The sequence below is a fragment of the Cryptosporangium aurantiacum genome (genome assembly GCF_900143005.1).
GTDB lineage: Bacteria > Actinomycetota > Actinomycetes > Mycobacteriales > Cryptosporangiaceae > Cryptosporangium > Cryptosporangium aurantiacum.
In genome coordinates this window covers 207,541-230,929 of record NZ_FRCS01000005.1, presented here as the reverse complement: position 1 = coordinate 230,929, position 23,389 = coordinate 207,541, and the positions used below count along the sequence as shown (strand labels likewise).

Genomic DNA, 23,389 nt, shown 5'->3' with positions numbered 1-23,389 from the left:
AGGAAGACGGGGGCGGAACAGCCGCGGGTCCGTCGGGGGACGCCCACGGCTCATCGATCACCGGACGCGGGGGAGGCGTCGTGACCGAACAACCAACGACGGAAGAAACACTGGCCGATGTCATACGACAGCGGCTGGGCGAGTGCAGCCCGGCGGAACGCAAGGTCGCTCGGGTCCTGCTGGCCGACTACCCGTCCGCCGGCTTCGAGACTGTGGCCCGGCTGGCGACCCGGGCGGGGGTGAGTGGACCGACCGTCGTGCGTTTTGCGACCAGGCTCGGCTTCCAGGGGTTCCCGGACTTCCAACGAGGACTGCGCACCGAGACCTCGGTGGTCGACCGGGTCCCGGCCAACCGGCAGACACCGCTGCTCGACGCGGTGAACGCGGCCGCCAAGGCGATGGTCCGCACGGTCGTCGGGCTACCGCCGTACGACGTCGCGGAGGCGGTCGAGTTGCTCGCCGACCGGCGCCGCCACGTCTACGTGGTCGGTGGCTCGCTGCTGGCGGGGTACCTCCACCAGCTGCTGGCGACGGTCCGGGCGGGGGTCCACCTGGTCGGGACACCACCGGTGACGACGTTGGCCGATCTCACCGGCCGGGACGTCCTGGTCGTCTTCGACCTGCCACCGTACGAGCCGGCCGTGACGGCGCTGGCCCGCTACGCCGCCCGGCTGCACGCGAAGGTCGTCCTGTTCACCGCGGCCGGGCTGTCGCCAGCCGCAGCGCACGCCGAGGTGGTGCTGCCCAGCGACGCGTCGCCGCGCGCGCTGACCCCGGCCGTGGCGCTGCTGGAGGCGATCGCCGGCGGCGTCCTCGACCGCATCGGCCCGGAAGGCGCGCACCGGATGGAGCAGACCGAGGCCCTCGCCGCCGACCTCGACGGCGGTCAGGCCTAGCGGCGCGCCAGCTCTTGGAGGGCGGTGTAGCGGCCGCCGCTGGCGAGCAGCTCGGCCGGCGGACCGTCCTCCACGATGCCTCCGGCGTCGAGGATGAGCACCCGGTCGGCGATCTCCACGGTGGAGAGCCGGTGCGCGATGATCACCGCGGTCCGGTCGGCCAGCAGCGTCCGCAGGGCCTGCTGCACCGCGCGTTCGCTCGGGATGTCCAGCGACGAGGTGGCCTCGTCCAGGATCAGGACATCCGGGTCGGCCAGCACGGCCCTGGCGAACGCCACCAGCTGCCGCTGCCCGGCGGACAGCCGCGTGCCGCGCTCACCGACCGGGGTGTCGAACCCTGCCGGAAGCGCACGGATCATGCGCTCCGCTCCGACCTCGGCGGCTGCGGCCTCCACCTGCGCGCGGCTCGCGTCCGGGCGTCCGAACCGGATGTTGTCGGCCACCGAGCCGCGGAACAGGAAGTTCTCCTGGGTCACCGTGATGATCGCCGCCTGCAGCGCGGCCTCGTCGACCTCCCGCAGATCGACGCCGTCCAGCCGGACCGATCCGCCGAGCGGGTCGTAGAACCGGGCGATCAACCGGGCGACCGTCGACTTGCCCGCGCCGGTGGAGCCCAGCAGCGCGACGGTCTGCCCGGCCGGAATCGTCAGGTCGAGGTTCGGCAGCACGATCCGGTCGTCTCGATACCCGAACCGGACACCCCGCAGCTCGACCTGCCGACCGCGACCTGCGTGCACCGGGAGCGGTACCGGGTCGGCCGGCGGAGCGATCTCGGACTGCTCCTCCAGCACGCCGGAGATCTTCTCCAGCGCGGCGGTCGCCGCTTGCAGGCTGTTGTAGAACATCGACAGCTGCGTCATCGGGTCGAAGAACCGGCGGGTGTAGAGCAGGATCGCCGTCAGCACACCGACCTGGAGGTGGCCGCTCGCGGCGAGCCATCCGCCGACGCCCAGCACCAGCGCGGTCGTCGCGATCGACACCCCGTAGACGCCGGGGGCGAAGACCGCCATCAGCCGTATGACGCGGCGGTCGGCGTCGGCCAGGTCGGTGGCGAGGCCTCCGAACAGTGTGTTGTTCCGCGGCTCCCGCCGGAACGCCTGCACCGCGCGCATGCCGCCGAGCGTCTCCACGATGTGGACGATGACGAGCGCGACGGTCTCCCTGGTGCGCCGGTACGCCGGGCCGGAGCGTCGGCGGAACCAGCCGATGATCAGCGCCAGGAACGGGAACGCGACCAGCGTCAGCAGACCCATCCGCCAGTCCAGCACGAGCAGGATGACGCCGATCACCAGCACGTTCAGCCCTTGGATGACCAGGTCGTCGAGGCTGCCGTCGAGCAGGTCGGTCAGCGCGTCGACGTCCGAGGTCAGGCGCGAGATCACCCGGCCGGACGTGTAGCGCTCGTGGAACGCGGGGGAGAGCCGCTGAAGGTGCGCGAATGCTCGTCGACGCAGGTCGTAGAGGATGCCGTGGGTGATCCGCGCGCTGAACTCCAGGTAGGCGCGCCGCGCCGCGTACTCCACCACGGTCGCACCGGCCAGCGCCGCGGCGACGGCGAACACGACGCTGCCGTCACCGTCGTTCACCAGCGGCGGCAGGCCCGCGTCGATGCCGACGCTGATCAGGAACGGCCCGGCCAGCCCGCTGATGTTCTGGACGACCAGCAGCAGCGAGGCGACCGCGACTCGGCGCCGGTAGGGCCGGAGGAGGCTGCCGAGCAGCGCCCGGCTCCGCCGCCGCAGCCGCACGCCTGCCTCGTCGGACACCTCGTCGGCCTGCTCGGCAGCGACGCCGTGCCACGCATCGGTGGTCGTCACTGAGGTGCTCCCTGCAGGGTGGTGTCGAGGAGATCGCGGTAGGTGGGCACGGTGGCGAGCAGTTCCTCGTGTGTACCGACGGCCACGACCGTCCCGTCGTCGATCAACGCGACCCGGTCGGCCAGCGCGACCGTCGACGGCCGGTGCACGACCAGGAGTGCGGTGGTGCCCGCGAGGACGGTGTGCAGCGCCTGCTCGACCATCGCCTCGGTCTCGACGTCGAGCGCGGAGAGCGGGTCGTCCAGCACCAGGACGCGAGGCCTGCCGACCACCGCACGTGCTAGGGCGAGCCGCTGCCGCTGCCCGCCGGAGAGTGACAGGCCCTTCTCGCCGATCCGGGTGTCCAGGCCCCACGGCAGGTCGTGGACGAACTCGGCCTGCGCGATCCGCAGTGCGGCGGCCACCTCGTCGTCGGTCGCGTCCGGTCGGCCGAGCGTGATGTTCTCCCGGACGCTGGCGGAGAACAGCGTCGGATCCTCGAACGCCGAACTGACCACCGTGCGCAGGGACTCCAGGCTCAGGTCCCGGATATCGACGCCGTCCACCGTGATCCGCCCGGCGGTGACGTCGTAGAGACGGTTGACCAGCAACGTCAGCGTGGTCTTGCCGGAACCGCTGGCACCGACCAGCGCCATCGTCTCGCCGGGCCGAACCTCCAGGTCGACGTCGTGCAGCACCGCGCTGTCCTCGGTCGGGTACCGGAAGCCGACACCCTCGAAGCGGACGTGGCCTTTCGGCGAATCGGCGGTCCGGGCGTCCGGCCGGTCGACGACCGTCGGCGGCGTGTCGAGGATCTCGTAGACGCGCTGCGCCGCGGTCGCGGCCTGCTGGGCCTCGCCGAGCAGCCAGCCCAGCGAGTCCAGCGGCCAGATCGCGAACGTGAGCAGGCCGATGAACGCGACCAGCTCGCCGATCGTCAGCGAGCCGCCGGCGACCGCGTACGCGCCGCCGAGCAGGACGGCGGCCATCAGCAGCCCCGGTACCGCCTCGATCGCCGGCCAGAACCGGGCGATGACCCGGCCCTGGGCGAGTCCGGTGTCGAGGACCGTGCGGGCGGCCCCGCCGAACCGCTGGTTGATGTACCGGTGCCTGCCGAACGCCCGGATCGTGCGGAACCCGAGGACGGATTCCTCGACGAGGCTCGTCAGGTCGCCGACGTCGTCCTGCAACCGGCGGGAGAGCGGAAGGTAGCTGCGGCTGAGCCCGTAGGTCAGCACCATCACCGGGATCATGCCCGCTGTCACCAGCAGCCCCAGCGGCCAGTGGATCGTCATCAGGATGATCGCGACGCCGACGAACGTACCGGTCTGCAGCACGATGAAGATCGAGCCGAACGCGAGGAAGCTGCCGACCGCCCGCAGGTCCGACGTGGAGCGGGACAGCAGCTGTCCGCTCGGCCAGCGATCGTGGAACTCCAGCGGGAGGCGCTGGAGGTGCGCGTACAGATCGGTGCGCAGTGCGGTCTCCACGCCGACCGACCCGGTCGCGTGTGCACGTCGGGCGGCGTAGTCGCTGATCATCACGCACACGCTGGCCAGCAGCGCCAGCCCGGCGAGCGGCAGCAGGCCGTCGGTCGTTCCGTGCCGGACCGGTCCGTCGATCACCCGCTGGGTGAGCAGCGGGCCGACGATCTGGAACGCCTGTCCGAGCGCGGCGCACACCAGCAGCGCAAGCAGGCTGCGAGCGTACGGGCGCGCGTACGTCCGGAGCCGGAACAGAGTCTTCAGGGGTCCATTGGCGGGCCGAGCCACCCCCACATCGGCGCGCATTCCCCGACCATAAGCGGGCGTGTGCCGAGCGGCGGAATGGTTTTCCGCCCGGTGCTACCCCCGGGGAGCGCCGGGTTTCACGGCGACCAGCCGCAGGCGGCGATAGTCGGCCCACCAGGCGCCGTTGCGCCAGAGCGTCTCCCGCACCCGTTCCTCCAGCGCCGCGAAGAACGCAGCCTCGTCGAGGCCGTCGAGCAGGAACGTCGCGAACATCCGGACCCAGTTCTGCAGCCCGGCGGTGCCGTCGAGGACCGTCGGGCGGTCGAACAGCCAGGCCGATCGGACCTCCAGGCCCGCACCTTCGACCACCAGCGCGTACTCGCCGACCGTCGGGTAGTACCAGGGCAGCGGCGCCGCGGGGAGGCCGGACTCGGCCCGGACCTCCTGGGCGGCCCGGATGATCGTCCCGACGTTCCCGGCGCCGCCGAACTCGGCGACGAACCGCCCACCGGGACGCAGCGCCCTGGCCACCGAGGCCGCGACCCGCTCCGGCTCGGGCACCCAGTGCAGCACGGCATTGGAGAACACCGCGTCGTACTGGTCTTCCGCGCCCAGCTCCCGGGCGTCGGCTACCGCGAAGTACGGGAAGTCGGGGTACTTGTCGCCTGCCCTCGCGATCATCTCCGCGCTGGCGTCGACGCCGTCCGCGGCGACCCGGCGCGACCGCAGCAGCGCGACGTGGTCGCCGGTGCCGCAGCCGAGGTCGAGCACACGCTCCCCGGGTAGCGCGGCCAGCAGTTCCAGCAGATCCTGCCCGTAGGAGGCGACAAAACCGTGGTGACGGTCGTACAGCGCGGCATCCCAGGTTTGCGTGCTCATGTCACGGACCTTAGCTCTCGTCCCACATAACAGGAAGTCCCTCTCATTATGTGGACGACAACTGACCCAGAATTCGGCTCAGCAGTGCCGCGACCCCCGGGACGCTGATGATCACCCCGAGGATCGCCAGCGCGGTGAACGCCGGAACGAGCACGGTGCGCTCGACCGAACCGCCGGCTCGGACCGCGATCCGGTCGGGCATGCCGATCTCCCGCCAGCGCTCGCCACGGATCGGCACCGGCCAGAGCACCGGGCATCCGGCCTTGGTGATCATGTCGCCGAACGTGTGGACCACGCACCCGATGCCGACCGAGAGCCCCAGCAGCGGATACCCCCGGTCGGCGGGCAGCGTGTCGATGGCGACGTACGCGGCGAGCGCCGACAGTGCGGTGACCAGCACCCATCCGGAGGCCTTCGCCGCGTCGGCCATCAGCCCGCGGATGCCGAGCCCGAACAGGAAGAACAGCGCGATCGCCACGGCCGTCTTGCCGTAACTCTCGGCCAGATAACCGACGCCGGCGCCGAGCCCCGCCGCGAACACCCACGTGTGCGTGAACGTGCGGTGGCCGTTGGTCCGCTTGCCGTCGCGTTTGGACCGGGTGACCTTGTAGATGCCGAGCGACAGCTTCTCCACGCACTCGGCGACGAACAGCGAGGCGACGCCGAACGTGCGGGCGACGGTCGCGCCACCCCGGTTGCGGGTGACCTTGCCGGACGTGTCGAGGTCGGGCAGTAACGCGGCCCCGGCACACGCGACCGTGTAGGTCGTCAACTCGATCGGCGACTGCATGTACCCGCCGAGCTGGGCCGCCACCGCGGAGCCGACCAACCAGGCGGCGGCTCCGGAGATGGCATGGGTGGGCCCCATGACCATGCGTGCTCACTTTCCACTGTGCACTACCTAGGCCCAACGGTAAGGCCCGGGCGAAACCCGCACAGTGAAGCACGCAGCGTTCAATAGTCGGACAGCGACACTCCGACGTCAGGCCTCGTGGTCCAGGAGCCAGCGCTTGATCTGGACGCCCCACCGGAAGCCGCCGAGCGTGCCGTCCGAGCGCAGCACCCGGTGGCAGGGGACGAACAGGGCGGCGGCGTTGCGGGCGCAGGCCGACGCCGCCGCCCGAACCGCCAGCGGACGCCCGGCCAGCTCGGCGTATTCGGTGTAGGTCACCGGCGAGCCCGGCTGGACCTTCCGGAGCACCTCCCACGCTCCGAGCAGAAACGGCCCGGACCGCTGCCGGACGGGGATCGTGTCGATCACCGTGACGTCGCCCTCGTGATACCGGAGCACGGCCTTCGTGACGTCGCCCAGCTCGCTGCGGGGCGCCGGATCGATCGGACGCAGCGTGGGATGGATGACACCGAGCAGGTCGTCGATCGTGTTCGTCCAGCCGCTGGCGAGCACCGTGCCGTCGGATTCGATCGCGGTGAACGGGCCGATGGGGGTGTCGACGGTCGCGTAGTAGGTGGACGTGGACATCGAGTTGGTCCTCTCAGGAAGTTTCGGATTGCCAGAGGTGTAGGACGGCGTACGACCGCCAGGGACGCCAGCGGCTCGCCCATTCGTCCAGCGCCCGCGGGTCGTCGGGGAGACCCAGCTGAGCCGCCGCGCGGCGGACGCCCAGGTCGCCGGAGAGGAAGACGTCCGGCGCCCCGGTGGCCCGCAGCGCGATGTAACCGGCGGTCCACGGCCCGATGCCGGGCAGCTCCTGCAGCGCCTCCATCGCCTCGGCCGGGTCGGTGCCCGCGTCGAGCACCAGGTCGCCGCCGGCCAGCGCGGTGCAGAGCGCGATCAGCGTCCGGGCCCGGCTGGCCGGCATCGGGAGTGCCGCCGGAGTGAGCTCGGCGAGCGCCTCCGCGGTGGGGAACACGCGAGCGCCGTCGGCGTCGGCGGGCTCGCCGTACTGCTCGGCGAGGCGCCCGGCGACCGTGCGGGCCGCTGCCACCGACACCTGCTGCCCGAGCACGGCGCGGACCGCGATCTCGGCCCCGTCGACCGCGCCCGGAACCCGGAGACCGGGGTGGGCGGCGACCAGCGGACCGAGCGCCGGGTCGGCGCCCAGCGCGGTGTCGACCGCGACCGGATCGGCGTCCAGGTCGAGCAGCCGGCGGCAGCGATGGACGGCGGTGCCGAGATCGCGCAGGTCGGCGAGGGTCAGCTCGGCGCGGACGTGCCCGGCGGCCGGCGTCAGCGCGACCGACCCGACGCCGTGCGGAAGCCGCAGCGTGCGCCGGTACGTGTCGCCCTCCACGACCTCGACGTGGGGAACCGCTCTGGCGGCGAGGAACGCCCAGAGCGCTGGCGCGTCGAACGGCTCGCGGTAGGCCAGCCGCAGCGCGATGGTTCCGGGCCCGGCGGCGGGTACCTGCCCGCCTGCCGTGCGCCGCTTGGCGCGCAGCGCGCTGGGCGTCGCCGCGAAGACCTCACGGACGGTCTCGTTGAACTGTCGGATGCTGCTGAACCCGGCGGCGAACGCGACGTCCGCGAACGGCAGCGTCGTGGTCTCGATCAGCGTGCGGGCGATCTGCGCCCGCCGGGCACGCGCCAGCGCCAGCGGGCCGACACCCAGCTCGGCGATGAGCTGCCGGTTGAGGTGGCGGGCCGAGTAGCCGAGCCGGTCGGCCAGCCCGGTGACGCCGTCGCGCTCGACGACGCCGTCGCCGACCAGCCGCATCGCGCGCCCGACCAGGTCGGCGCGGAGGTTCCAGTCGGGTGAGCCGGGCGCCGCGTCGGGCAGGCAGCGCAGGCAGGCCCGGAATCCGGCCGCCTGCGCGGTCGCCGGAGTCGGATAGAAGCGGACGTTGGCGCGCTTCGGTGTCATCGCCGGGCAGCTCGGACGGCAGTAGATGCCGGTGGAAGTCACTCCCAGCACGAACTGCCCGTCGAACCGCGCGTCGCGGCTGCGGGCCACGCGGTAGCAGAAGTCGGGGTCTAGTAGTGCGGTCACGAACATGATCCTGCCGCCATCACCCACCCACTGGCTGGCGGGAATCGGACCTGTTGATAACCGGCCCGTTGCGTGGACTGCGATCCTGGGCGACGTGACGCAGACGACGTTCGAGTTCCACAGCGACGGGTTGGCCCTGGCGGGGATCCTGCGGGTCCCGTCAGGCACGGCACCGGAGGGCGGATGGCCGGCGCTGGTCTTCACCGGCCCGCTGTCCGGCGTCAAGGAACAGGTCGTCGGCGGGTACGCCGAGCGGTTGACCGCGGCCGGCTACGTCACGCTCGCGTTCGACCATCGCAACTTCGGTGGCAGCGAGGGCGAACCGCGCCAGCACGAGGACTCCGCGGGCAAGCTGGCCGACCTGCGTGACGCGGTCAGCGCGCTGACGATTCACCCGGCCGTGGACGCCGCCCGGATCGGCGCGGTCGGCATCTGTCTCGGTGGCGGGTACGCGCTCCGGTTCGCCGCGTTCGACCCGCGGATCCGCGCGGTCGCGTGCGTCGCGGGCGGATACAACGACCCGGCCGCGATGCGGGCGGCGATGGGCGCCGAGACCTATCGGGCGCAGCTCGCGAGCTACGCCGAGGTGGCCGGCGCGCAGTACCGCACCGGGCAGGTCGAGTACCTCGCGGCGGTGTCCGCGGATGAGACCGAACCGGCGGTGATGGCCGGTGCGGAGCCGTTCACGTACTACGGCACCGAGCGGTCGGCCACCCCCGGCTGGGTGAACCGCCTGACCGTGCTGACCGTCCGCGAACTGATCACCGTGGACCTGGCGGTGGGCGCCGACTTCCTCGGGCCGACGCCCCTGCTCGTCGTCCACGGCACGACCGACGCGTTCTGCTCACCGGACGGGGCGCGCGCGGTGTTCGAGCGCACCAGCGGCCCGGCGGAGATTCTGTGGCTGGAGACCACCAACCACATCGACCTGTACGACCGCCCGGAGTACGTCGACCCGGCAGTGGCGCGGATCACCGAGTTCCTCACGGACCATCTGTGATGTCCGCCGGATAGCTGACAGCATTCAGGTGTCAACGGGCGCACAATGATCGGAGACGAATTACTCAGGCGGAGCTTAATTCCTGCATGGCTCCGGGGGGTGGAATCGACTCATGACGCTGGCGAACCCATCTACCACCGCCCTCGGCGGCCGGTCCGGTGATCACGTCGGCCCGGTCGACGTCGGGTTGCCCGCCGTGCTCACCCGCGCCGTCGACTGGGCGAAGCAGCGCCGCCGCCGCCGGTACGTCGCCGCGGTGAAGCGACGTCTCCGCCGCTACGACCCGCCCGCCGGTCGCTGAGCCCTGGCCCTGACGACTCCCAGGTCGTAGGCGAGGATCGTCGCCCGCACCCGGTCACGGACGCCCAGCTTCGTGAGCACCGCGTTGACGTGCGTCTTCACCGTGCCGACGCCGACGCCGAGCTGTTCGGCCAGCTCCGCATTGGACAGCCCGGACGCCAGCAGCACGAACACCTCGCGCTCCCGGCCGGTCAACCCCGCCAGCGCCGCCTCCGCGTCCGGGTCGGGCGGCGGCCCACCGTCGGCGAACGTGGCGATCAGCCGCCGGGTCACGGTCGGTGACAGCATCGCCTCACCGCCGGCCACCACGCGCACCGCGGCCAGCAGTTCGTCCGGCTCGGCGTCCTTGAGCAGGTAGCCGGCGGCGCCGGCGCGCAGTGCCTCGTACACGTACGCGTCCAGGTCGAACGTGGTGAGGACCACAACGGCAGGCGCGGCCGGGCGGTCGGTCAGCAGCCGGGTCGCGGTGAGGCCGTCCATGCCCGGCATCCGGATGTCCATCAGCACCACGTCCGGTGCGAGCGCGGCGGCGAGTTCGACCCCGGCGGCGCCGTCACCGGCTTGTCCGACGACGGTCAGGTCGGGCTCGGCGTCGAGGATCGCGGCGAAGCCCGCTCGGAGCACCGGTTGGTCCTCCACGACCAGCACCCGAATCACGCCGGCACCGCCACAGCCGCCCCATCCGCGCCCGCGCGCGGCCCCGCGCCCGGCCCTGCGGCCGGGGCCGGCGCGGCGACCGGCAGCCGCGTCGGGCCGACGCCGCTCGGCGGATCGAGCGCGGTCAGCAGCTCGCGCATCGCGGCCAGAGCGGCCCGCGCCGCCCGCAGCACCTCGTCCGGATCCTCGCTCTCGGCGGCGGCCACCACCAGGCCGGTCTGTTCGAGCACCTGCTGCCGCAGCCCGGTGACCAGCCGCGACCGTTCGGCCCGCGCCTCCGCCTCGGCGGCGGCCACCGCGGTGGTGACGGCCTGGTGCTCCCGCTGCACCACGCCGTCGCGCCGCACCCGGACGGCAAAACCCAACCCCCAGACGGCTGTGGCCGGCAGCGCGAACAGGGCCGCCGAGAACACCGCGATCGCGACCGCGACCGCCTGCTCCACCCGATCGCCGTCCACCGTCCAGCCGGCCGTGGCGAACTCGGCGGTCACCGCCACGGTCAGCACCGCGCTGCTCGCCGGGATCACCAGCAGGCTCAGCAAGCGGTTCCGCGCGTACGCGCTGACCGCGTAGACCGCGGCGAACTCCGCGAAGAACCCGAATACCACCGCGGCCGCGAGCCGGTCGGTCACCCCGGCCTCCGACAGCCACAGCGGCCAGAGCCCGAACGTCGCGAACACCCCGAACCAGGCGAGCCACGGCGCCCGGCGGCGCAGCAACAGCGGCAGCACGTGCGCGATCACGAGCAGCGTCGGCCAGGTGCGCAGGACGGCAGGCTCCATCGCCCAGGTGTCCTCGTCCGGCATGACGAGCGAGGCGATCCCCACGGCCAGCATGAGGACGACGACGGCGAGATCGAACACCGGAGTGCGGTGTGCACTCCACCAGCGTGCATCACCCGGTACTCCCCGCTCGACCACCGGCAACGACGCCGTTACCCGCCAGCCGCCGTCCGCCCGCGGCTCGGCGTCCAGCGTGCCGCCCAGGCCGGTGGCGCGCCGCCGCAGCCCGGTGAGCCCGCGGCCGGATCCGAGCCGCCCGGCGCCCCCGACGGCACCGGCCGCGATGTCGTTCTCGACCACGATGCCCAGCTGTGGAGCGTCCGCCGCAGGAGTAGTAAGGGTCAGCCGGACGCGGACCGCGGCCCCGGGCGCGTAGCGCACCGTGTTGGTCAGCGCCTCGCGCACGATCGCGTGCGCCGCCTCGGCCACGGCCGGGGGCAGCGTGTCGAGGTTCGGCGCCTCCACCGTCACCTGCTGCCCGAGGCGGGTGAACGCGTCGGTGAGCTCGGCCAGCCGGTCGGTGAGTTGCCCGCCGGCCGGTGACGGCCCGGCGTCGGCCAGCAGGCCGCGCAGGTCGGTGAGCGCCTCCCGGCCGGTGTTCGCGGCCATCGCGAGGCTCTCGGCGAGCAGGTCCGGCCGGCCGGCCGCCAGCCGACGGGCCGCGTTCATCGTGACGACGATCGACGTGAGGTGATGGGCGCTGACGTCGTGCAGCTCGGCGGAGAGGCGACGGCGCTCACCGTCCCCGGCCTCCCGGCGGGCGGTCTCGGCCTGGCGCAGCGCGTCCGCGGCGGCCCGACGACCGGCCAGCCACTGCCGGCGAGCCATCCCCGCGCCGACGGTCACCAGGTAACCGACCACCAGGAAGCCGGACTCGATGACCCACTCGCCGCTGAAGCCGTACTCGATCGCTCCGACGCCCAGCTGCCACGGTGCCAGCAACCCCAGCGACAACCACGTGCGCTGCGGATCCCGCACGGCGACCGAGTAGAGCGCGATCAGGTCGGCCGCCCCGATCAGCAACGGCGCGTCGATCGGCGTCACCAGGAACGCGACCGTGAGCCCGCCGACCACGCCCGCCAGCGCCACCACCGGGCGGCGCAGCCGCAGACCGAGCGCGGCCGTGACGACGACGATCGCGAGCACACCGACGGTCGTCACCACCGGACCGGTCGCTTCCACCGTTTCGTACCCCGCGAGCACGCTCCCCGGCCACCACGCGAGCTGCGCGGTGGCCAGCAGGATCGGGAGCAACCAGGTCTTCATCGGCACCGACGATAGGGGGTCCGCCGCGCACACACTGTCAGCTCTCTATCGCTGGGTAGAGAGTCGGATCCTGCCCAGAGCCGACGAGATCCGGCCGCGCCGACCGGACGCTGGACGCATGCTGACACACACCCTTCCGCAGATTCCCTACCACCGCCTCGCCCGCACGGCGACGAATCGGTGGTGGAAGACCCTTCTCGGGTTCATTCTGATGCCGGTCGCCTACCTGTTCGTCGTGTTCTTCGGCTCGCTGGTGGTCTTCATCCCATTCATGATCGCCAGCGGCTCGGCGAAGACGCCGGAGTTCAGCCCGCTCGCCGAACTCGGCGTCGGCCTCGGCTCGATCGCGATCGTCCTGCCCCTGATCCTGCTCGCCGCGTGGTGGACCCAGGGCCGCCGTCCGGGGACGCTCTCCTCGGTGCGCGGCCGATTGCGCTGGCGCTGGCTGCTCGGCTGCGTGCTGCTGGCGGTGCCGATGACGCTGCTCGCGCTGGGGCTGGCCGTCGGGCTGTACGCGCTGACCGGCTCCGACAGCGGCGACGACTACCAGTGGGTGGGCTGGGCCACGTTCGGCCCGGCGCTGCTCCTGGTCTTCGCGCTGGTGCCGTTCCAGGCTGCCGCCGAGGAGTACCTGTGCCGTGGCTGGCTGCTGCAGTCGGTCGGCGCGTTCGTCCGGTGGCGCTGGATCGCGATCGGCGTCCAGACGCTGGTCTTCGCCCTGCTGCACGGCGTCGGGACGCCCTGGGGCTTCGCCGACCTCGTGGTGTTCGGCGCCGTCACCGGCTGGCTGGCGATCCGTACCGGTGGACTGGAGTCGGGCATCGCCCTGCACGTCGTGAACAACGTCCTCGCACTCAGCCTGGCGGTGAGCGCGGTGGGCGGCCTGACCCTGGACGAGACCGCGGCCGACTCCGGCTGGCAGCTGGCGGTGGCCGACATCCTCGTGATCGTCAGCTACGGGCTGCTGGTGCGCTGGCTGGCGACCCGATTCCGGGTCGAGACCGCGGCGCGCGGCCCGATCGAGCTGGCGGGACGCGAGTCGATCGAGCCGGTCGCGGCGGTTCCGGCGCCCGGCACCGACCGGGGGCCGGTCCTGACCAGCCTGTCCAGCCTCCCGGACGTCTCCTCGTCCTCCGGCAAGTAGACGAGGAGGCGCTGGTCGTCGGCCACCGAGTCGGCCAGCCCGAGCGATTCGAACCGCAGCCGCAACTCTCCGACGTCCGGATGGCGCAGCACCTCGATCTCCGTGGGCGCGACCATCCCGGACGCTCGGCACGCCCTGGTAGTGAACGCATCCCCGGCCGCGCCGGCCAGCTCCTCGGCCAGCGCGGCCACGTGCGGGTCCGCCCCGTTCACACCGAACTGCAGGCCGGCGACCCTGGCGTCGGCGATCGCGGCCCAGTCGGCGTAGGCCTCCCGAGCGCGCGGGTCGGTGAGCACGTACCGCGTCAAGTTCGGCCGCGCACCGTCGAACAGCCCGAACGGACGCATCAGCTGGGTGTACCCATCGGTGCACGCGAGCACGTCGGTGAGCCGGTTGAGTACCACGGCAGGCGTCGGCTCGAGGCGATCCAGCACCATCCGGACCTCCCGGCGAACCACCGTGGTCGGCGGCTCGATGACCAGGCACGGAGCGTTGTCCGCGGCCTTCGCGATCCGGCGGAGCTGAATACGGTCGGCCATCGACAACCGGAGCGCGTCGGCCAGCGCGGCGATCACCTGCGCGGACGGGCGCCGGTCGCGGCCCTGCTCCAGCCGGGCCAGGTACTCGACGCTGACCCCGGCCAGCGTGGCCAGCTCGCCGCGCCGGAGCCCGGGCGTCCGGCGCCGGGAGCCGGTCGGTAACCCCACCGCGGACGGGCTGAGCGCCTCTCGTCGGGAGCGCAGAAACGCGCCCAGCTCGTTTTCGCTCACGCCTTCCGAGGTTAGTAGCGCCGCGGCGACTTATCGTCGCCCTGCGAGGGCCAGCCTTCGCTCGGCGTTCCTCCGGCCGCTCACGACTCCCACGCTGAAGAGGTCCTTCTCGTGACCCAAGGAGTTCGGAATGAAGCTCGTGATCATCGTCGGAAGCGTGCGTGACGGACGGTTCGGGCCGCTGGTCGCTCAGTGGTTCACCCAGCAGGCCGCGGCGCACGGAGCCTTCGAGCTCGACGTCGTCGACACCGCGGAGGCGCAGCTGCCGTGGGTCCTGCCACCGAGCCACGACGCGCTGACCGACGTCGCCGCCCGCTCCGCCGAGCAACAGGAACTGGCCGGGCGGCTCGCTGCCGCGGACGCGTTCGTGGTCGTGACGCCGGAGTACAACCACAGCTTCCCGGCGGCGCTCAAGCACCTCGTCGACTGGCACTTCACCGAGTGGCAGGCCAAGCCGATCGGGTTCGTCTCCTACGGCGGGCTCGGCGGCGGGCTGCGGGCGATCGAACACCTCCGGCTCGTCTTCGCCGAGCTGCACGCGGCGACGGTCCGCGACACGGTCAGTTTCGACCGGCACTGGGAGCGTTTCGACGCTGACGGTTCCCTGCTGGACGCCGACGGGCCGAACGCCGCCGCGAAGGTTCTGCTCGATCAGCTCGTGTGGTGGGGAACGGCGCTGGCCGACGCCCGGGAGACTCGGCCGTACGTCGCCGCGTAACCTTGGTCGGCGTGAGCCTTACGCTGGGTATAGTCGGCCTGCCGAACGTCGGTAAGTCGACCCTCTTCAACGCCCTGACCAAGAACGACGTCCTCGCGGCGAACTACCCGTTCGCGACGATCGAGCCGAACGTCGGCGTGGTCGGTGTACCCGACGAGCGCCTCACGGCGCTGGCGAAGATCTTCGACTCGCAGAAGATCGTCCCGGCCGCGGTGAGCTTCGTCGACATCGCGGGGCTGGTGCGTGGGGCTTCGACCGGCCAGGGCCGCGGCAACGCGTTCCTCGCCAACATCCGCGAGGCCAGCGCGATCTGCCAGGTCATCCGGGCGTTCAGCGACCCGAACGTCGTCCACGTCGACGGCAAGGTGAGCCCGGCCGACGACATGGAGACGATCAACACCGAGCTGATCCTGGCCGACCTGCAGACGCTGGAGAAGGCGATCCCGCGGCTGGAGAAGGAAGCCCGGATGAAGAAGGACCGGGTCCCGGTCCTGGAGGCCGCTCGCGCGGCATCTGCCCTGTTGAACGAGGGGACGACGCTCTACGCCGGCGCTTCTCGCGCGGGCATCGACGCGGACGTGCTGCGCGAGCTCAGCCTGCTCACCACGAAGCCGTTCCTCTACGTCTTCAACGTCGACGAGGACGAACTGGGCAACGCCACTTTCCTGGACGAGTTGCGCGCGCTGGTGGCTCCGGCCGAAGCGGTGTTCCTGGACGCCAAGATCGAGTCCGAGCTGATCGACCTGCCCGAGGACGAGGCGCGAGAGCTACTGGAATCGGTCGGGCAGAACGAGCCGGGTCTCAACCAGCTGATCCGGGTGGGCTTCCGGACGCTCGGCCTGCAGACGTACCTCACGGCCGGTCCGAAGGAGGCCCGCGCGTGGACGATCCCGATCGGGGCCACGGCGCCGGAAGCGGCGGGCGTGATCCACTCGGACTTCCAACGCGGCTTCATCAAGGCCGAGGTGGTGTCGTTCGACGATCTGGTGAGCGCCGGAACGATGCAGGAAGCCCGGTCGCGAGGGCGGGTGCGCATGGAGGGTAAGGACTACGTCATGCAGGACGGCGACGTCGTCGAGTTCCGCTTCAACGTCTGAGTCTCTGCTGTATCCGCTGGTCAGACTCGCTTGCGCTTGTTCTGGGGCACATCGGGGGCACCGTTCCAGGCGTCGTCGATCGCGCGGCGGGTCCGATCCTCGGAGTCGGGCATGAGGTGGCCGTACGTCGACAGCACGAGGTTCGCGTTCTCGTGCCCAAGACGTTCGGCCACCGCGACGACGGACTCGCCCTTCGACAGTAGAACGCTGGCGTAGTGGTGACGCAGGTCGTGCGGCGTCGTGCTATCCGGTACGCCGTCGAGCTTCTTGACGGTGGCCTTGAAGATCTGCGCGCCGTAGTAGGCGTGCGAGTACGGCGCGCCGAACCGGGTCGTGAAGATAGTGCCGTCCTCGGCCGGGTCAAAGTCGGCTAGGTGGGCTTGGATCGCATCGGCGACGACTTGCGGAAGCGGGATCGTTCGCCGGGACCGGCGCGTCTTGGGGTCCGACCTTGTCCGTGACCCAGGGGCGATCTGAAACTCCACCCGGGCCGTGCGCTTCAGGAAGTTGACGTCTTGGACGCGTAGCGCGAGCAACTCGCCAATGCGAAGCCCGAGCCCGGCTTGGGTGATGACCATTGCTCGGTTCCGCTTGGGCATCGCGGCGGCGAGCACGCGGACCTGGTCGACGGTTAGCGGAACGACCCGCTCGCGATGCGACGGCGGCAGCTGGAGCCGAACAACCGGCGTTTGAGCCACCAGTCGATCCAGCACCGCGGAGGCATAGACCGATCGAAGCAAGCCGACGACGTTCCGTAGCGTGGTCGGGGCCAGGTGCTTCGCCCGATCAGTGGCCCAGACCTGGACCTCGGAGGGCCGGACCGCGGCGAGTCGCCGCTTGCCGAGGTCCGTGCCCTCGATATGAGTGCGGATATGCCCAGCGACGTTCCGTGCCGTCGAGGGCCGGTGGTGTCGTGCCTTCGCCCACTGCCAGGCGTACTCGGCGACCGTGGTTCGGTCGGAGGGGTCGACGTACTGGCCGCGGAGTAGGTCTCCCTCGACCTGGGTCACGAACCGCTGAGCGTCGGCCTTCCGAGGGAACGACCGCTTGCGTTGACGCCCGGTGTCGTCGCGCCACCGGGCGAGCCAGGTGATGTGTCCGTCCCTGCTGCGACGCTCGACGCTCGCCATCAGGCCACCTGCTGCCGGAGCCAGGAGCGGACTTCGGCCGGGTCGTACTTGAGTCGGCGGCCGACCTTGTAGGCCGGCGGACCGATCCGGCGGTGATGCCACTGGTACAGGGTTCCCACCGGGACTCCGAGATAGGTCGAGGTGTCGGTGACCGACCAGAGCCGGTCGATGATCGGGATGACTGGGGTCATGGGGCTCCTTTCTGATCGGAGACGGATTGTTCGCGGGCGGTCTCCCGTCGTTCGCGCGCTCGGGCTGCTGCGGAGGCGGCTAGGGCGACGTCGCCGTCGGTGAGGTGACCGAGGCCAACGAAGGTCCAGGTGGAGACGACGAGCGTCGAGTCGTCGACTACGTCTGGGTTCTCTGCTTCGCGGTAGGCACGGCGTTCCGCGCGGATGGCGCCAAGGGTGATCGAGTAGCGGCGGCTCTTGGTGGCGAAGTGGCCGCGGAAGCCGAGGATGTGGAGCCAGCGGTGGAGGCCGGCGTAGTTCTCGTGTTCGCCGAGGCGCCAGCAGGTGTCGAGGAGCCTGGCGATGTGGTCGGACACGTCGAGCGGCGTGTCGGGCGTGATGCGCCGGTCGCCGAGCCCGAAGTCGTCGGCGGATTTGGTGGCGTACTTGGCGATGTAGGCGGCGACGCGTTCGGGCGTGAGGCCGCGCCGGCCGTGGACGGGCTGGGTGTCGATCTGGTCTCCGAAGCTCAGGGACAGCCCGTCGCTTGTGAGTCGAGCGTCCCGGGCTGCGTGCTGGATCGCGTCGGCGAGTTCGTCGACGTTGACTTGGACGCCGGGCGGCGTGAAGGCGTCCGGGCCGTCGAGGCGGATGAGCGCGTGGAAGTGAACGACACCGCGACGCTGGAACTCGGCGACCTTGACGAAGTTGATGCGGGCGCGGCGGTCGAACTGGCTGGGCGTCATCCGGCAGCGATGGGCCAGCGTGCGCCGCAGGGTGATGGTGAAGCGTCGCCAGAGTTCAGGGGCATACCAGTTGAACGCGGCGTGGGCGTCGTAGCTGTAGCAGTTGGGGCAGAGTGGTTGCCCGAGTGCCGGGTCGCGGTGGTCATGCACCGCCGTGCAGACGGTGGCGCGTCCGTGCTGGCACCTGCGCTGTGGCTGAGCTCCGGCCGGCCGGGGGTGACAGCGCCGGTTTCCCTCTCGGGTGGTGTGGACCGGTCCGAAGCTCGGCGCGGTCAGCGTGGCGAAGATGAGTGGGTGGTTGCGGATGGATTCCGGGACGCCTTTCCGGCCGCCGGCGGCTCCCGCGTAGAGGAGCTGCCACATGTCGCCGGCGTATTCACGGGAGCAGGACGGGCAGGCTGAGGCGCGCCGGTTGCCGCAACGGACGAGCAGCACGCCGTCAGGCTCGGAGTGGGTGGAGTAGGTGACGGCGCGCCGGCCGCCGGGAGTGCGGTGGGTGATGCGGCCGCGGAGTCGGACGGGCCGGGAGCAGTAGCCGCAGTGCTGGAGCTGTTGCTGCCAGCGGTCGAAGTCCGGACGTCCGGCGCGGTCGAGGATCTGGTCGACGGTCCTTCGCGTGAAGGCAACGGGATCTGTCATTCAGGTACCTCCTCGTGCTCGGCGTGCAGGGTGGCAATGGCGTGGATGCGGCCGGCGGAGCGCTGGAACAGGTCGCGCTGGTGCCGTTCGCAGACGGCGGCTTCACCGGTGGAGTCGCCGACGATGACGACGGCCAGGCGGATGCAGAGCAGGCAGCAGCCCGCGCCGTAGGGAGAGGCGAAGCGCTTCACTCGCCATCACCACCGTTCCGGAGTTCAGCGGCATGTGCGGCGAGGTCGACGACCTGGACGTCGGTGAGGAAGGCGGACTTGAGACGGCGCGGTATACCGCCTTCGGCGATGAGCCAGCCGACGCCGCGGGCGGCCGGGTCGATGGATGCGGCGGTATAGCCCTCGTTGGCCCAGCCGTGGCCGAGGATCACGTCGGAGCTGGCGTGCGTGGAGCACCGGAAGGCCCACCGGTAGCCGAACAGGTCCCGCAGCGACGTCGGGACGATGTCCGACGACGGTCGTTGTGTCGCCGCGACGACGATGATGCCCGCCGCTCGGCCGCGTGCCACGAGGTCGCGGACGAGGCCGACAAACTCTTTCTGCTGCCGGCTCTCCCCGACGGTGGCGGAGAAGTAGGCGAGTTCGTCGATGACGACCAGGACCACCCGCGCGCCGGTGAGCCGGGTGAGCTTGCGGTGCCCGATCGACAGGAGCATGTCGTAGCGCTCGTCCATCTCGACTTGGAGCGCCTTGAGCGTGGTGATGGCGTCAGTGATCGACGGGCCGACGAACGCTTCCGCGCAGCCGGCCCAGAGCCCGAGCTCGACGCGTTTCCCGTCGACGAGAATGAGCCGGCAGTCGAGAGAAAGCGCTGCATGAGCGACAAGCAGATTGAGCGCGACCGACTTTCCGGCGCCGGGTTCGCCGCCGATCAGCAGATTGCGTTCCGCGAGACTGACGCGAACAGCGCGGCCGTTCTCGTCGATGCCAAGGAACACTTTCTGCCAGATCGACAGCGAACCCGCAGCGGGCAGCCGACGATTACGGAATCGGTGCATGAGTCTCCGTCCCGTGGATGACCCGCAGTGCCAGCGGATGCTGAACAATTCGTCGGGCCGCGAGCGGGTCGCGGCGGATGACGTCGACGGTGACCAGTTGTGACCACCGCGGATTTCGGGTGACGCGGATGTCGCGCGCCCAGCACGCCGCCCGCAGATGCTCGGAGGCGTCGGCCAGGTCTTCGGCCGAGACACCCGCTCGCAGCCACAGCCAGACGCGTTCACCGACCGAGGTCGGGCGGATGAACAGCTTCACGGGTGGCTTGCCCGAGTGCGCCGTGAGACGCAGCTCGACCAGGCCGGTCCGCAGCCGGTGCCGGGTGACCCGGACGAGGACGAGCGCGGTCACCGCTCGCCGGGTCCAGGGCACCGCGAGGAGGAGCGCGACCAGGACGACGAGCAGGACCGTGGCCCACCGGCTCCCGATGTGCTCAGCGGTCCAGTGCCAGGCCGCGGCCGGCGAGAGGATGCTGAGTGCTTCGGGGATGTGCCGGGCGAGCCACCAGAGCGCGGCGAGGATCGGTTGGGTGGCCGACGGGTTGGCCGGCCGGAGTTCACGACCCAGCGCCCGAAGGTCGCGGTTCACCGTAACCACCACTGTGTCCAGAGAGGTCGGTTGGTGAGGTCCCGGACCAGGCGCTCGACCGCGCGGTTGAGGCGCTGGTTCCACGGGTCGGTGGAGGTGATCCAGCCGGCGTCGCGCAGGCGGGCGTCTTCGCGGGTCGGGTTTCGGCGTAGCGTCATCACAAGCTCCTTGCTTTCGCTGCTGAAGTGGGGGTGAGGAGTGGGAGCGCCCGGCCGGTGCTGGTTGGCCGCCGTGGACCGGCCGGGCGCGCGTCCCTAGGTGTCGTGTTCGGTCGAGGTGGCCTCGCGGAGCACCGTCCAGGCGTCCGTCGTGGCGTCGTTGGCCGCGTCATAGACGGCCATCGCTTCCTGCCACGCGTGAAAGGCAGCTCGTTCGTTCTGGGCTGCTTCGGCGCGCTGCGCTTCGGCCCGGTGGTACTGCTCGCGGAGCCAGTCCATCGCGTCGCCTTCGGCCAGCGGGGGCATCAGGCAGCCGCTCCGGTGTTGAACTTGACCGGGGTGATCGAGTCGGCGCGAAACGCGACACCCGAGCGGCCATCGACCGCCCACGGGATCGCGATCAGTCCGACCACGTTGACCGGCTGCCGGCGGCCGACCTTGGGAGCACCGACCGTGGTCACCTTGATGACCTCGGCGCCGGAGTCGTCCATCGCCACAATCTCGGTGGTGAAGAGCAGCTCTCCGGTGCCCTTGTCCGCTTTCGGGCGTCCATCGTTGTCGTTCTTGTTCTCTGGTGCCTTTGACACCACGAATTCGATTCCGTCGCATTTGATTTCGAGGCGCATTGGGTTTTCCGCTCCCTGGTGAACCTTGGGTCTGCGGCGCCCCGTGTTGGCGTCGCATACTTATGGAACGCCGGAATGGACGGTCAGAACTGGTCCGCGAGCTAGTCCCGGACTAGTCCGCTGACTAGTCCCGACTACCGAGCGCGAGGGATAGCGGGAATGGTCGAAGGCACGAGGCAGTACCCACCGGGGAGGCGACGCGTGACCAGCGACCCGAACCGCCCGCGCCTACGGCAGCTCCGCGAGGAACGCGGCTGGACCCAGCAGGACGTTGCTGACCAGCTCATCCGTCTCGCGTGGCTGCACAATCGCGAGCGGGTCGGCGTCAACGCGGACATGGTCGCCAAGTGGGAACGCGGCGCCAAGGGCGTCAGCACCCGCTACCGGGACCTGATGTGCCTGCTGTTCGGTGTGGACGCGGACTACCTGCGAGTGAAGACCACCGGGTCGAAGCCGCGGACCAGTCCCACCGCCGCGCCGGACGAGGGCTCACTGGTCGCCACCCTCGGTGGTGCTGCTTCGGTACTGGATCAACTCGGCGCCGCCGGGGAGATCCTCCAGCCGAAGATGTTCGACGCTTGGAAGGACGAGCTCATGCACCGCCGTGCACTGCTCAAACTGATGGGCCTGACGCCGGCCGCAGCCGGACTGGGGCTCGGCGAACCGGAGACCACCCGTTCCGGCAAGCCCACCCCCGCAGCAATCGCCGACCTCGACACCCTCGCCGACCGCTACCAGACCCTCTACCACTCGACCGCACCCGCATCGCTCATGACGCCCGTCGTCGCGCACCTCGCGACCGCATCCGACCTACTCCGGCAGGGTCCGGCGCCGGCCGATCGGTTGCGGTTGCTCGAGAACCGCGCACGCGTCGCCACCCTCGCCGGCCGTCTAGCGTTCTTCGACCTGCATGACCCGATGGGCGCTCGTGGCTACTACAACCTCGCGTTGGAAGCCGCCCGTGAGGCCGGGGACCACCTCCAGGCCGCTAGCGCGTTGGCGCACACCGCGTTCATCCCCGCCAGCGAGCACGGTTTTCCGGCCGCGCTGGACTACCTCCAGGCCGCCAACCGGCACGTCGTGAAGCACCCGCACGGCCCGGTCGCCTCGTGGCTGGCCGCCGTGGAGTCGGAGATGCAGACCAACGCCGGACAGCCCAAGGCCGCTCTCGCCGCGATCGACCGCGCCCGCGAGGCACTCGGCCGCCGGGACGCCACCGCGACGAAGCTCGTGTGGTTCGACTATTACGACTCCACACGCCTGGAAGGATTCGCCGGCTACGCCACCCTCCGAGCCGGGAAGTACCGCGACGCCGAGAACTCGCTGTCCGTCGCGCTGGGCCGGTTGCCGCGTACCGCCGTCAAGCAGCGCGCCGTGTTCCTGGTCGACCTCGCCACGGTCGAGCTGCACAACGGCAACCTCGACGAGGCATGCCGCATCGTCGGCGACGCAGCCGAACAGCTGCACCAGGCCGGCTACGCCACCGGCGCCGACCGCATCCGCGAGTTCCGGACCGCGGTGGCCCCGTGGAAGACCTCGGAGGCAGTGCGCCTGCTCGACGAACAGCTCATCGCACTCGTCTAACCTGCACTTCACCCTGTTCGCCGAGCCAGGAGGTTCTCCCGTCGTGCCCATCCGCGCTGTCTGGTTCGACGTCGGCGAAACCCTCATCGACGAATCCCATGAGTACGGCACCTGGGCCGACTGGCTCGGCGTCCCCCGCCACACCTTCTCCGCCATGTTCGGCGCCGTCCTGGCCCGCGGCGAGGACTACCGCACGGTCTTCGAACACTTCAAGCCTGGCTTTGACCTGGAGAAGGAACGTCAAGCACGGATCGACGCCGGGATGGGCGAGTACCTCAACGCGCTCAACCTCTACCCCGACGTCCGGACGTGCCTGTCCGAGCTGCGTGAGGCCGGGTACTTCGTCGGCATCGCAGGCAACCAGACGGTCCGCGCCGGCCAGTTCCTACGGGAGCTCAACCTCCCGTGCGACCTGCTCGCCACGTCCGACGACTGGGGCGTCACCAAGCCTGACGTCGCGTTCTTCGAGAAGCTCATCGAGGTCAGCGGTCACCGGCCGGAAGAGATCGCCTACGTGGGCGACCGCCTGGACAACGACATCGCCCCCGCCGCGAGGGCCGGCCTAGTCACCGTCTGGATTCGGCGCGGCCCTTGGGGCTTTGTGCAGGAGCCAGGAAGCGCCGATTCACCCTCCGAGCTTCGAGCCGTTGCGCCCGACAGCAGTATCCAAGGGTTGGACACCTTGGCAACCTCACTGAAAGATGACCTATCGCGGGCCCCCCATCAGCCGATGATCTAAGAGACATCCGCTGTCTTGC

At 70.8% G+C, this 23,389-nt stretch carries 25 protein-coding genes and 1 pseudogene; 8 read left to right on the top strand and 18 right to left on the bottom strand.

Going from position 1 to position 23,389, the window contains the following annotated elements:
* Positions 1-80 precede the first annotated feature (80 nt).
* Positions 81-896, top strand: coding sequence for a MurR/RpiR family transcriptional regulator (locus BUB75_RS18680; RefSeq protein WP_073258830.1), 816 nt, complete (start codon positions 81-83; stop codon positions 894-896).
* Here BUB75_RS18680 and BUB75_RS18675 read toward each other — a convergent pair.
* The 6 genes from BUB75_RS18675 to BUB75_RS18650 all read right to left on the bottom strand — a co-directional run bounded on the left by BUB75_RS18675 (position 893) and on the right by BUB75_RS18650 (position 8,255).
* Entirely contained in the window at positions 893-2,713 is a 1,821-nt protein-coding gene (locus tag BUB75_RS18675) for an ABC transporter ATP-binding protein (RefSeq protein WP_073258829.1), read from the bottom strand. The genes BUB75_RS18680 and BUB75_RS18675 overlap by 4 nt on opposite strands.
* A complete protein-coding gene (locus tag BUB75_RS18670) occupies positions 2,710-4,482 on the bottom strand; it encodes an ABC transporter ATP-binding protein (protein WP_073258828.1) in 1,773 nt (590 codons plus the stop codon). Before BUB75_RS18670 ends, BUB75_RS18675 begins: the two co-directional genes overlap by 4 nt.
* A 54-nt stretch (positions 4,483-4,536) precedes the next feature.
* Entirely contained in the window at positions 4,537-5,301 is a 765-nt protein-coding gene (locus BUB75_RS18665) for a class I SAM-dependent methyltransferase (protein WP_073258827.1), read from the bottom strand.
* 46 nt (positions 5,302-5,347) lie between these two features.
* Complete coding sequence (locus BUB75_RS18660; RefSeq protein ID WP_073258826.1) at positions 5,348-6,175, bottom strand: metal-dependent hydrolase; 828 nt, start codon at positions 6,173-6,175, stop codon at positions 5,348-5,350.
* A gap of 108 nt (positions 6,176-6,283) precedes the next feature.
* A complete protein-coding gene (locus BUB75_RS18655; protein WP_073258825.1) occupies positions 6,284-6,781 on the bottom strand; it encodes a methylated-DNA--[protein]-cysteine S-methyltransferase in 498 nt (165 codons plus the stop codon).
* Positions 6,782-6,794: 13 nt separating this feature from the next.
* Complete coding sequence (locus tag BUB75_RS18650) at positions 6,795-8,255, bottom strand: AlkA N-terminal domain-containing protein (protein ID WP_073258824.1); 1,461 nt, start codon at positions 8,253-8,255, stop codon at positions 6,795-6,797.
* An 88-nt stretch (positions 8,256-8,343) separates the two neighbouring features.
* Between BUB75_RS18650 and BUB75_RS18645 the strand changes: the two genes are divergently transcribed.
* Both BUB75_RS18645 and BUB75_RS18640 read left to right on the top strand, forming a co-directional pair.
* A complete protein-coding gene (locus BUB75_RS18645; protein ID WP_073258823.1) occupies positions 8,344-9,249 on the top strand; it encodes an alpha/beta hydrolase in 906 nt (301 codons plus the stop codon).
* Between the two features lie 112 nt (positions 9,250-9,361).
* The gene (locus BUB75_RS18640; RefSeq protein ID WP_073258822.1) at positions 9,362-9,550 is read left to right on the top strand and encodes a hypothetical protein; all 189 of its coding nucleotides are present in this window, start codon (positions 9,362-9,364) and stop codon (positions 9,548-9,550) included.
* Here the strand turns inward: BUB75_RS18640 and BUB75_RS18635 are convergent.
* Positions 9,526-10,206 (bottom strand): response regulator, encoded by a 681-nt coding sequence (locus tag BUB75_RS18635; RefSeq protein ID WP_073258821.1) that lies wholly within the window; start codon positions 10,204-10,206, stop codon positions 9,526-9,528. The two genes, BUB75_RS18640 and BUB75_RS18635, sit on opposite strands and share 25 nt — an antisense overlap.
* Positions 10,203-12,254 carry a histidine kinase gene (locus tag BUB75_RS18630; RefSeq protein ID WP_073258820.1) on the bottom strand — a complete coding sequence of 684 codons (2,052 nt, stop codon included), beginning with the start codon at positions 12,252-12,254 and terminating at the stop codon, positions 10,203-10,205. The genes BUB75_RS18635 and BUB75_RS18630 overlap by 4 nt, the downstream gene beginning before the upstream one ends.
* A 118-nt stretch (positions 12,255-12,372) precedes the next feature.
* On the opposite strand from BUB75_RS18630, the pseudogene BUB75_RS47685 reads away from it, so the two are divergent.
* A pseudogene (locus BUB75_RS47685) lies at positions 12,373-13,092 on the top strand (lysostaphin resistance A-like protein); the annotation flags it as partial.
* A 116-nt stretch (positions 13,093-13,208) separates the two neighbouring features.
* Here the strand turns inward: BUB75_RS47685 and BUB75_RS18620 are convergent.
* The gene (locus tag BUB75_RS18620; RefSeq protein ID WP_073258818.1) at positions 13,209-14,168 is read right to left on the bottom strand and encodes a helix-turn-helix transcriptional regulator; all 960 of its coding nucleotides are present in this window, start codon (positions 14,166-14,168) and stop codon (positions 13,209-13,211) included.
* A gap of 130 nt (positions 14,169-14,298) precedes the next feature.
* On the opposite strand from BUB75_RS18620, the gene BUB75_RS18615 reads away from it, so the two are divergent.
* A complete protein-coding gene (locus tag BUB75_RS18615) occupies positions 14,299-14,886 on the top strand; it encodes an NADPH-dependent FMN reductase (RefSeq protein ID WP_073258817.1) in 588 nt (195 codons plus the stop codon).
* An 11-nt stretch (positions 14,887-14,897) separates the two neighbouring features.
* On the top strand, positions 14,898-15,983 hold the full coding sequence (gene ychF / locus BUB75_RS18610) for a redox-regulated ATPase YchF (protein WP_073259169.1): 1,086 nt from the start codon (positions 14,898-14,900) through the stop codon (positions 15,981-15,983).
* Between the two features lie 20 nt (positions 15,984-16,003).
* On the opposite strand, the gene BUB75_RS18605 is transcribed toward ychF, so the two are convergent.
* From BUB75_RS18605 to BUB75_RS18570, 9 genes are all read right to left on the bottom strand, one after another.
* Positions 16,004-17,113, bottom strand: coding sequence for a tyrosine-type recombinase/integrase (locus tag BUB75_RS18605; protein ID WP_073258816.1), 1,110 nt, complete (start codon positions 17,111-17,113; stop codon positions 16,004-16,006).
* Entirely contained in the window at positions 17,113-17,304 is a 192-nt protein-coding gene (locus BUB75_RS18600; protein ID WP_073258815.1) for a helix-turn-helix transcriptional regulator, read from the bottom strand. The genes BUB75_RS18605 and BUB75_RS18600 overlap by 1 nt, the downstream gene beginning before the upstream one ends.
* Complete coding sequence (locus BUB75_RS18595) at positions 17,301-18,668, bottom strand: replication initiator (protein ID WP_073258814.1); 1,368 nt, start codon at positions 18,666-18,668, stop codon at positions 17,301-17,303. Before BUB75_RS18595 ends, BUB75_RS18600 begins: the two co-directional genes overlap by 4 nt.
* On the bottom strand, positions 18,665-18,859 hold the full coding sequence (locus BUB75_RS18590) for a hypothetical protein (RefSeq protein WP_073258813.1): 195 nt from the start codon (positions 18,857-18,859) through the stop codon (positions 18,665-18,667). Before BUB75_RS18590 ends, BUB75_RS18595 begins: the two co-directional genes overlap by 4 nt.
* On the bottom strand, positions 18,856-19,677 hold the full coding sequence (locus BUB75_RS18585) for an FtsK/SpoIIIE domain-containing protein (RefSeq protein WP_073258812.1): 822 nt from the start codon (positions 19,675-19,677) through the stop codon (positions 18,856-18,858). Before BUB75_RS18585 ends, BUB75_RS18590 begins: the two co-directional genes overlap by 4 nt.
* Entirely contained in the window at positions 19,661-20,263 is a 603-nt protein-coding gene (locus BUB75_RS18580; RefSeq protein ID WP_073258811.1) for a hypothetical protein, read from the bottom strand. The genes BUB75_RS18585 and BUB75_RS18580 overlap by 17 nt, the downstream gene beginning before the upstream one ends.
* Complete coding sequence (locus BUB75_RS46310) at positions 20,260-20,421, bottom strand: hypothetical protein (RefSeq protein WP_178379910.1); 162 nt, start codon at positions 20,419-20,421, stop codon at positions 20,260-20,262. Before BUB75_RS46310 ends, BUB75_RS18580 begins: the two co-directional genes overlap by 4 nt.
* A 96-nt stretch (positions 20,422-20,517) precedes the next feature.
* The gene (locus BUB75_RS18575) at positions 20,518-20,700 is read right to left on the bottom strand and encodes a hypothetical protein (protein ID WP_143175290.1); all 183 of its coding nucleotides are present in this window, start codon (positions 20,698-20,700) and stop codon (positions 20,518-20,520) included.
* Between the two features lie 26 nt (positions 20,701-20,726).
* Positions 20,727-21,047 carry a hypothetical protein gene (locus BUB75_RS18570; protein WP_073258809.1) on the bottom strand — a complete coding sequence of 107 codons (321 nt, stop codon included), beginning with the start codon at positions 21,045-21,047 and terminating at the stop codon, positions 20,727-20,729.
* Positions 21,048-21,248: 201 nt separating this feature from the next.
* Here BUB75_RS18570 and BUB75_RS18565 point away from each other — a divergent pair, with 201 nt between their 5' ends.
* Complete coding sequence (locus tag BUB75_RS18565) at positions 21,249-22,631, top strand: helix-turn-helix domain-containing protein (RefSeq protein WP_073258808.1); 1,383 nt, start codon at positions 21,249-21,251, stop codon at positions 22,629-22,631.
* Positions 22,632-22,674: 43 nt separating this feature from the next.
* Entirely contained in the window at positions 22,675-23,370 is a 696-nt protein-coding gene (locus BUB75_RS18560; protein WP_084741462.1) for an HAD family hydrolase, read from the top strand.
* The last annotated feature ends 19 nt before the right edge of the window (positions 23,371-23,389 follow it).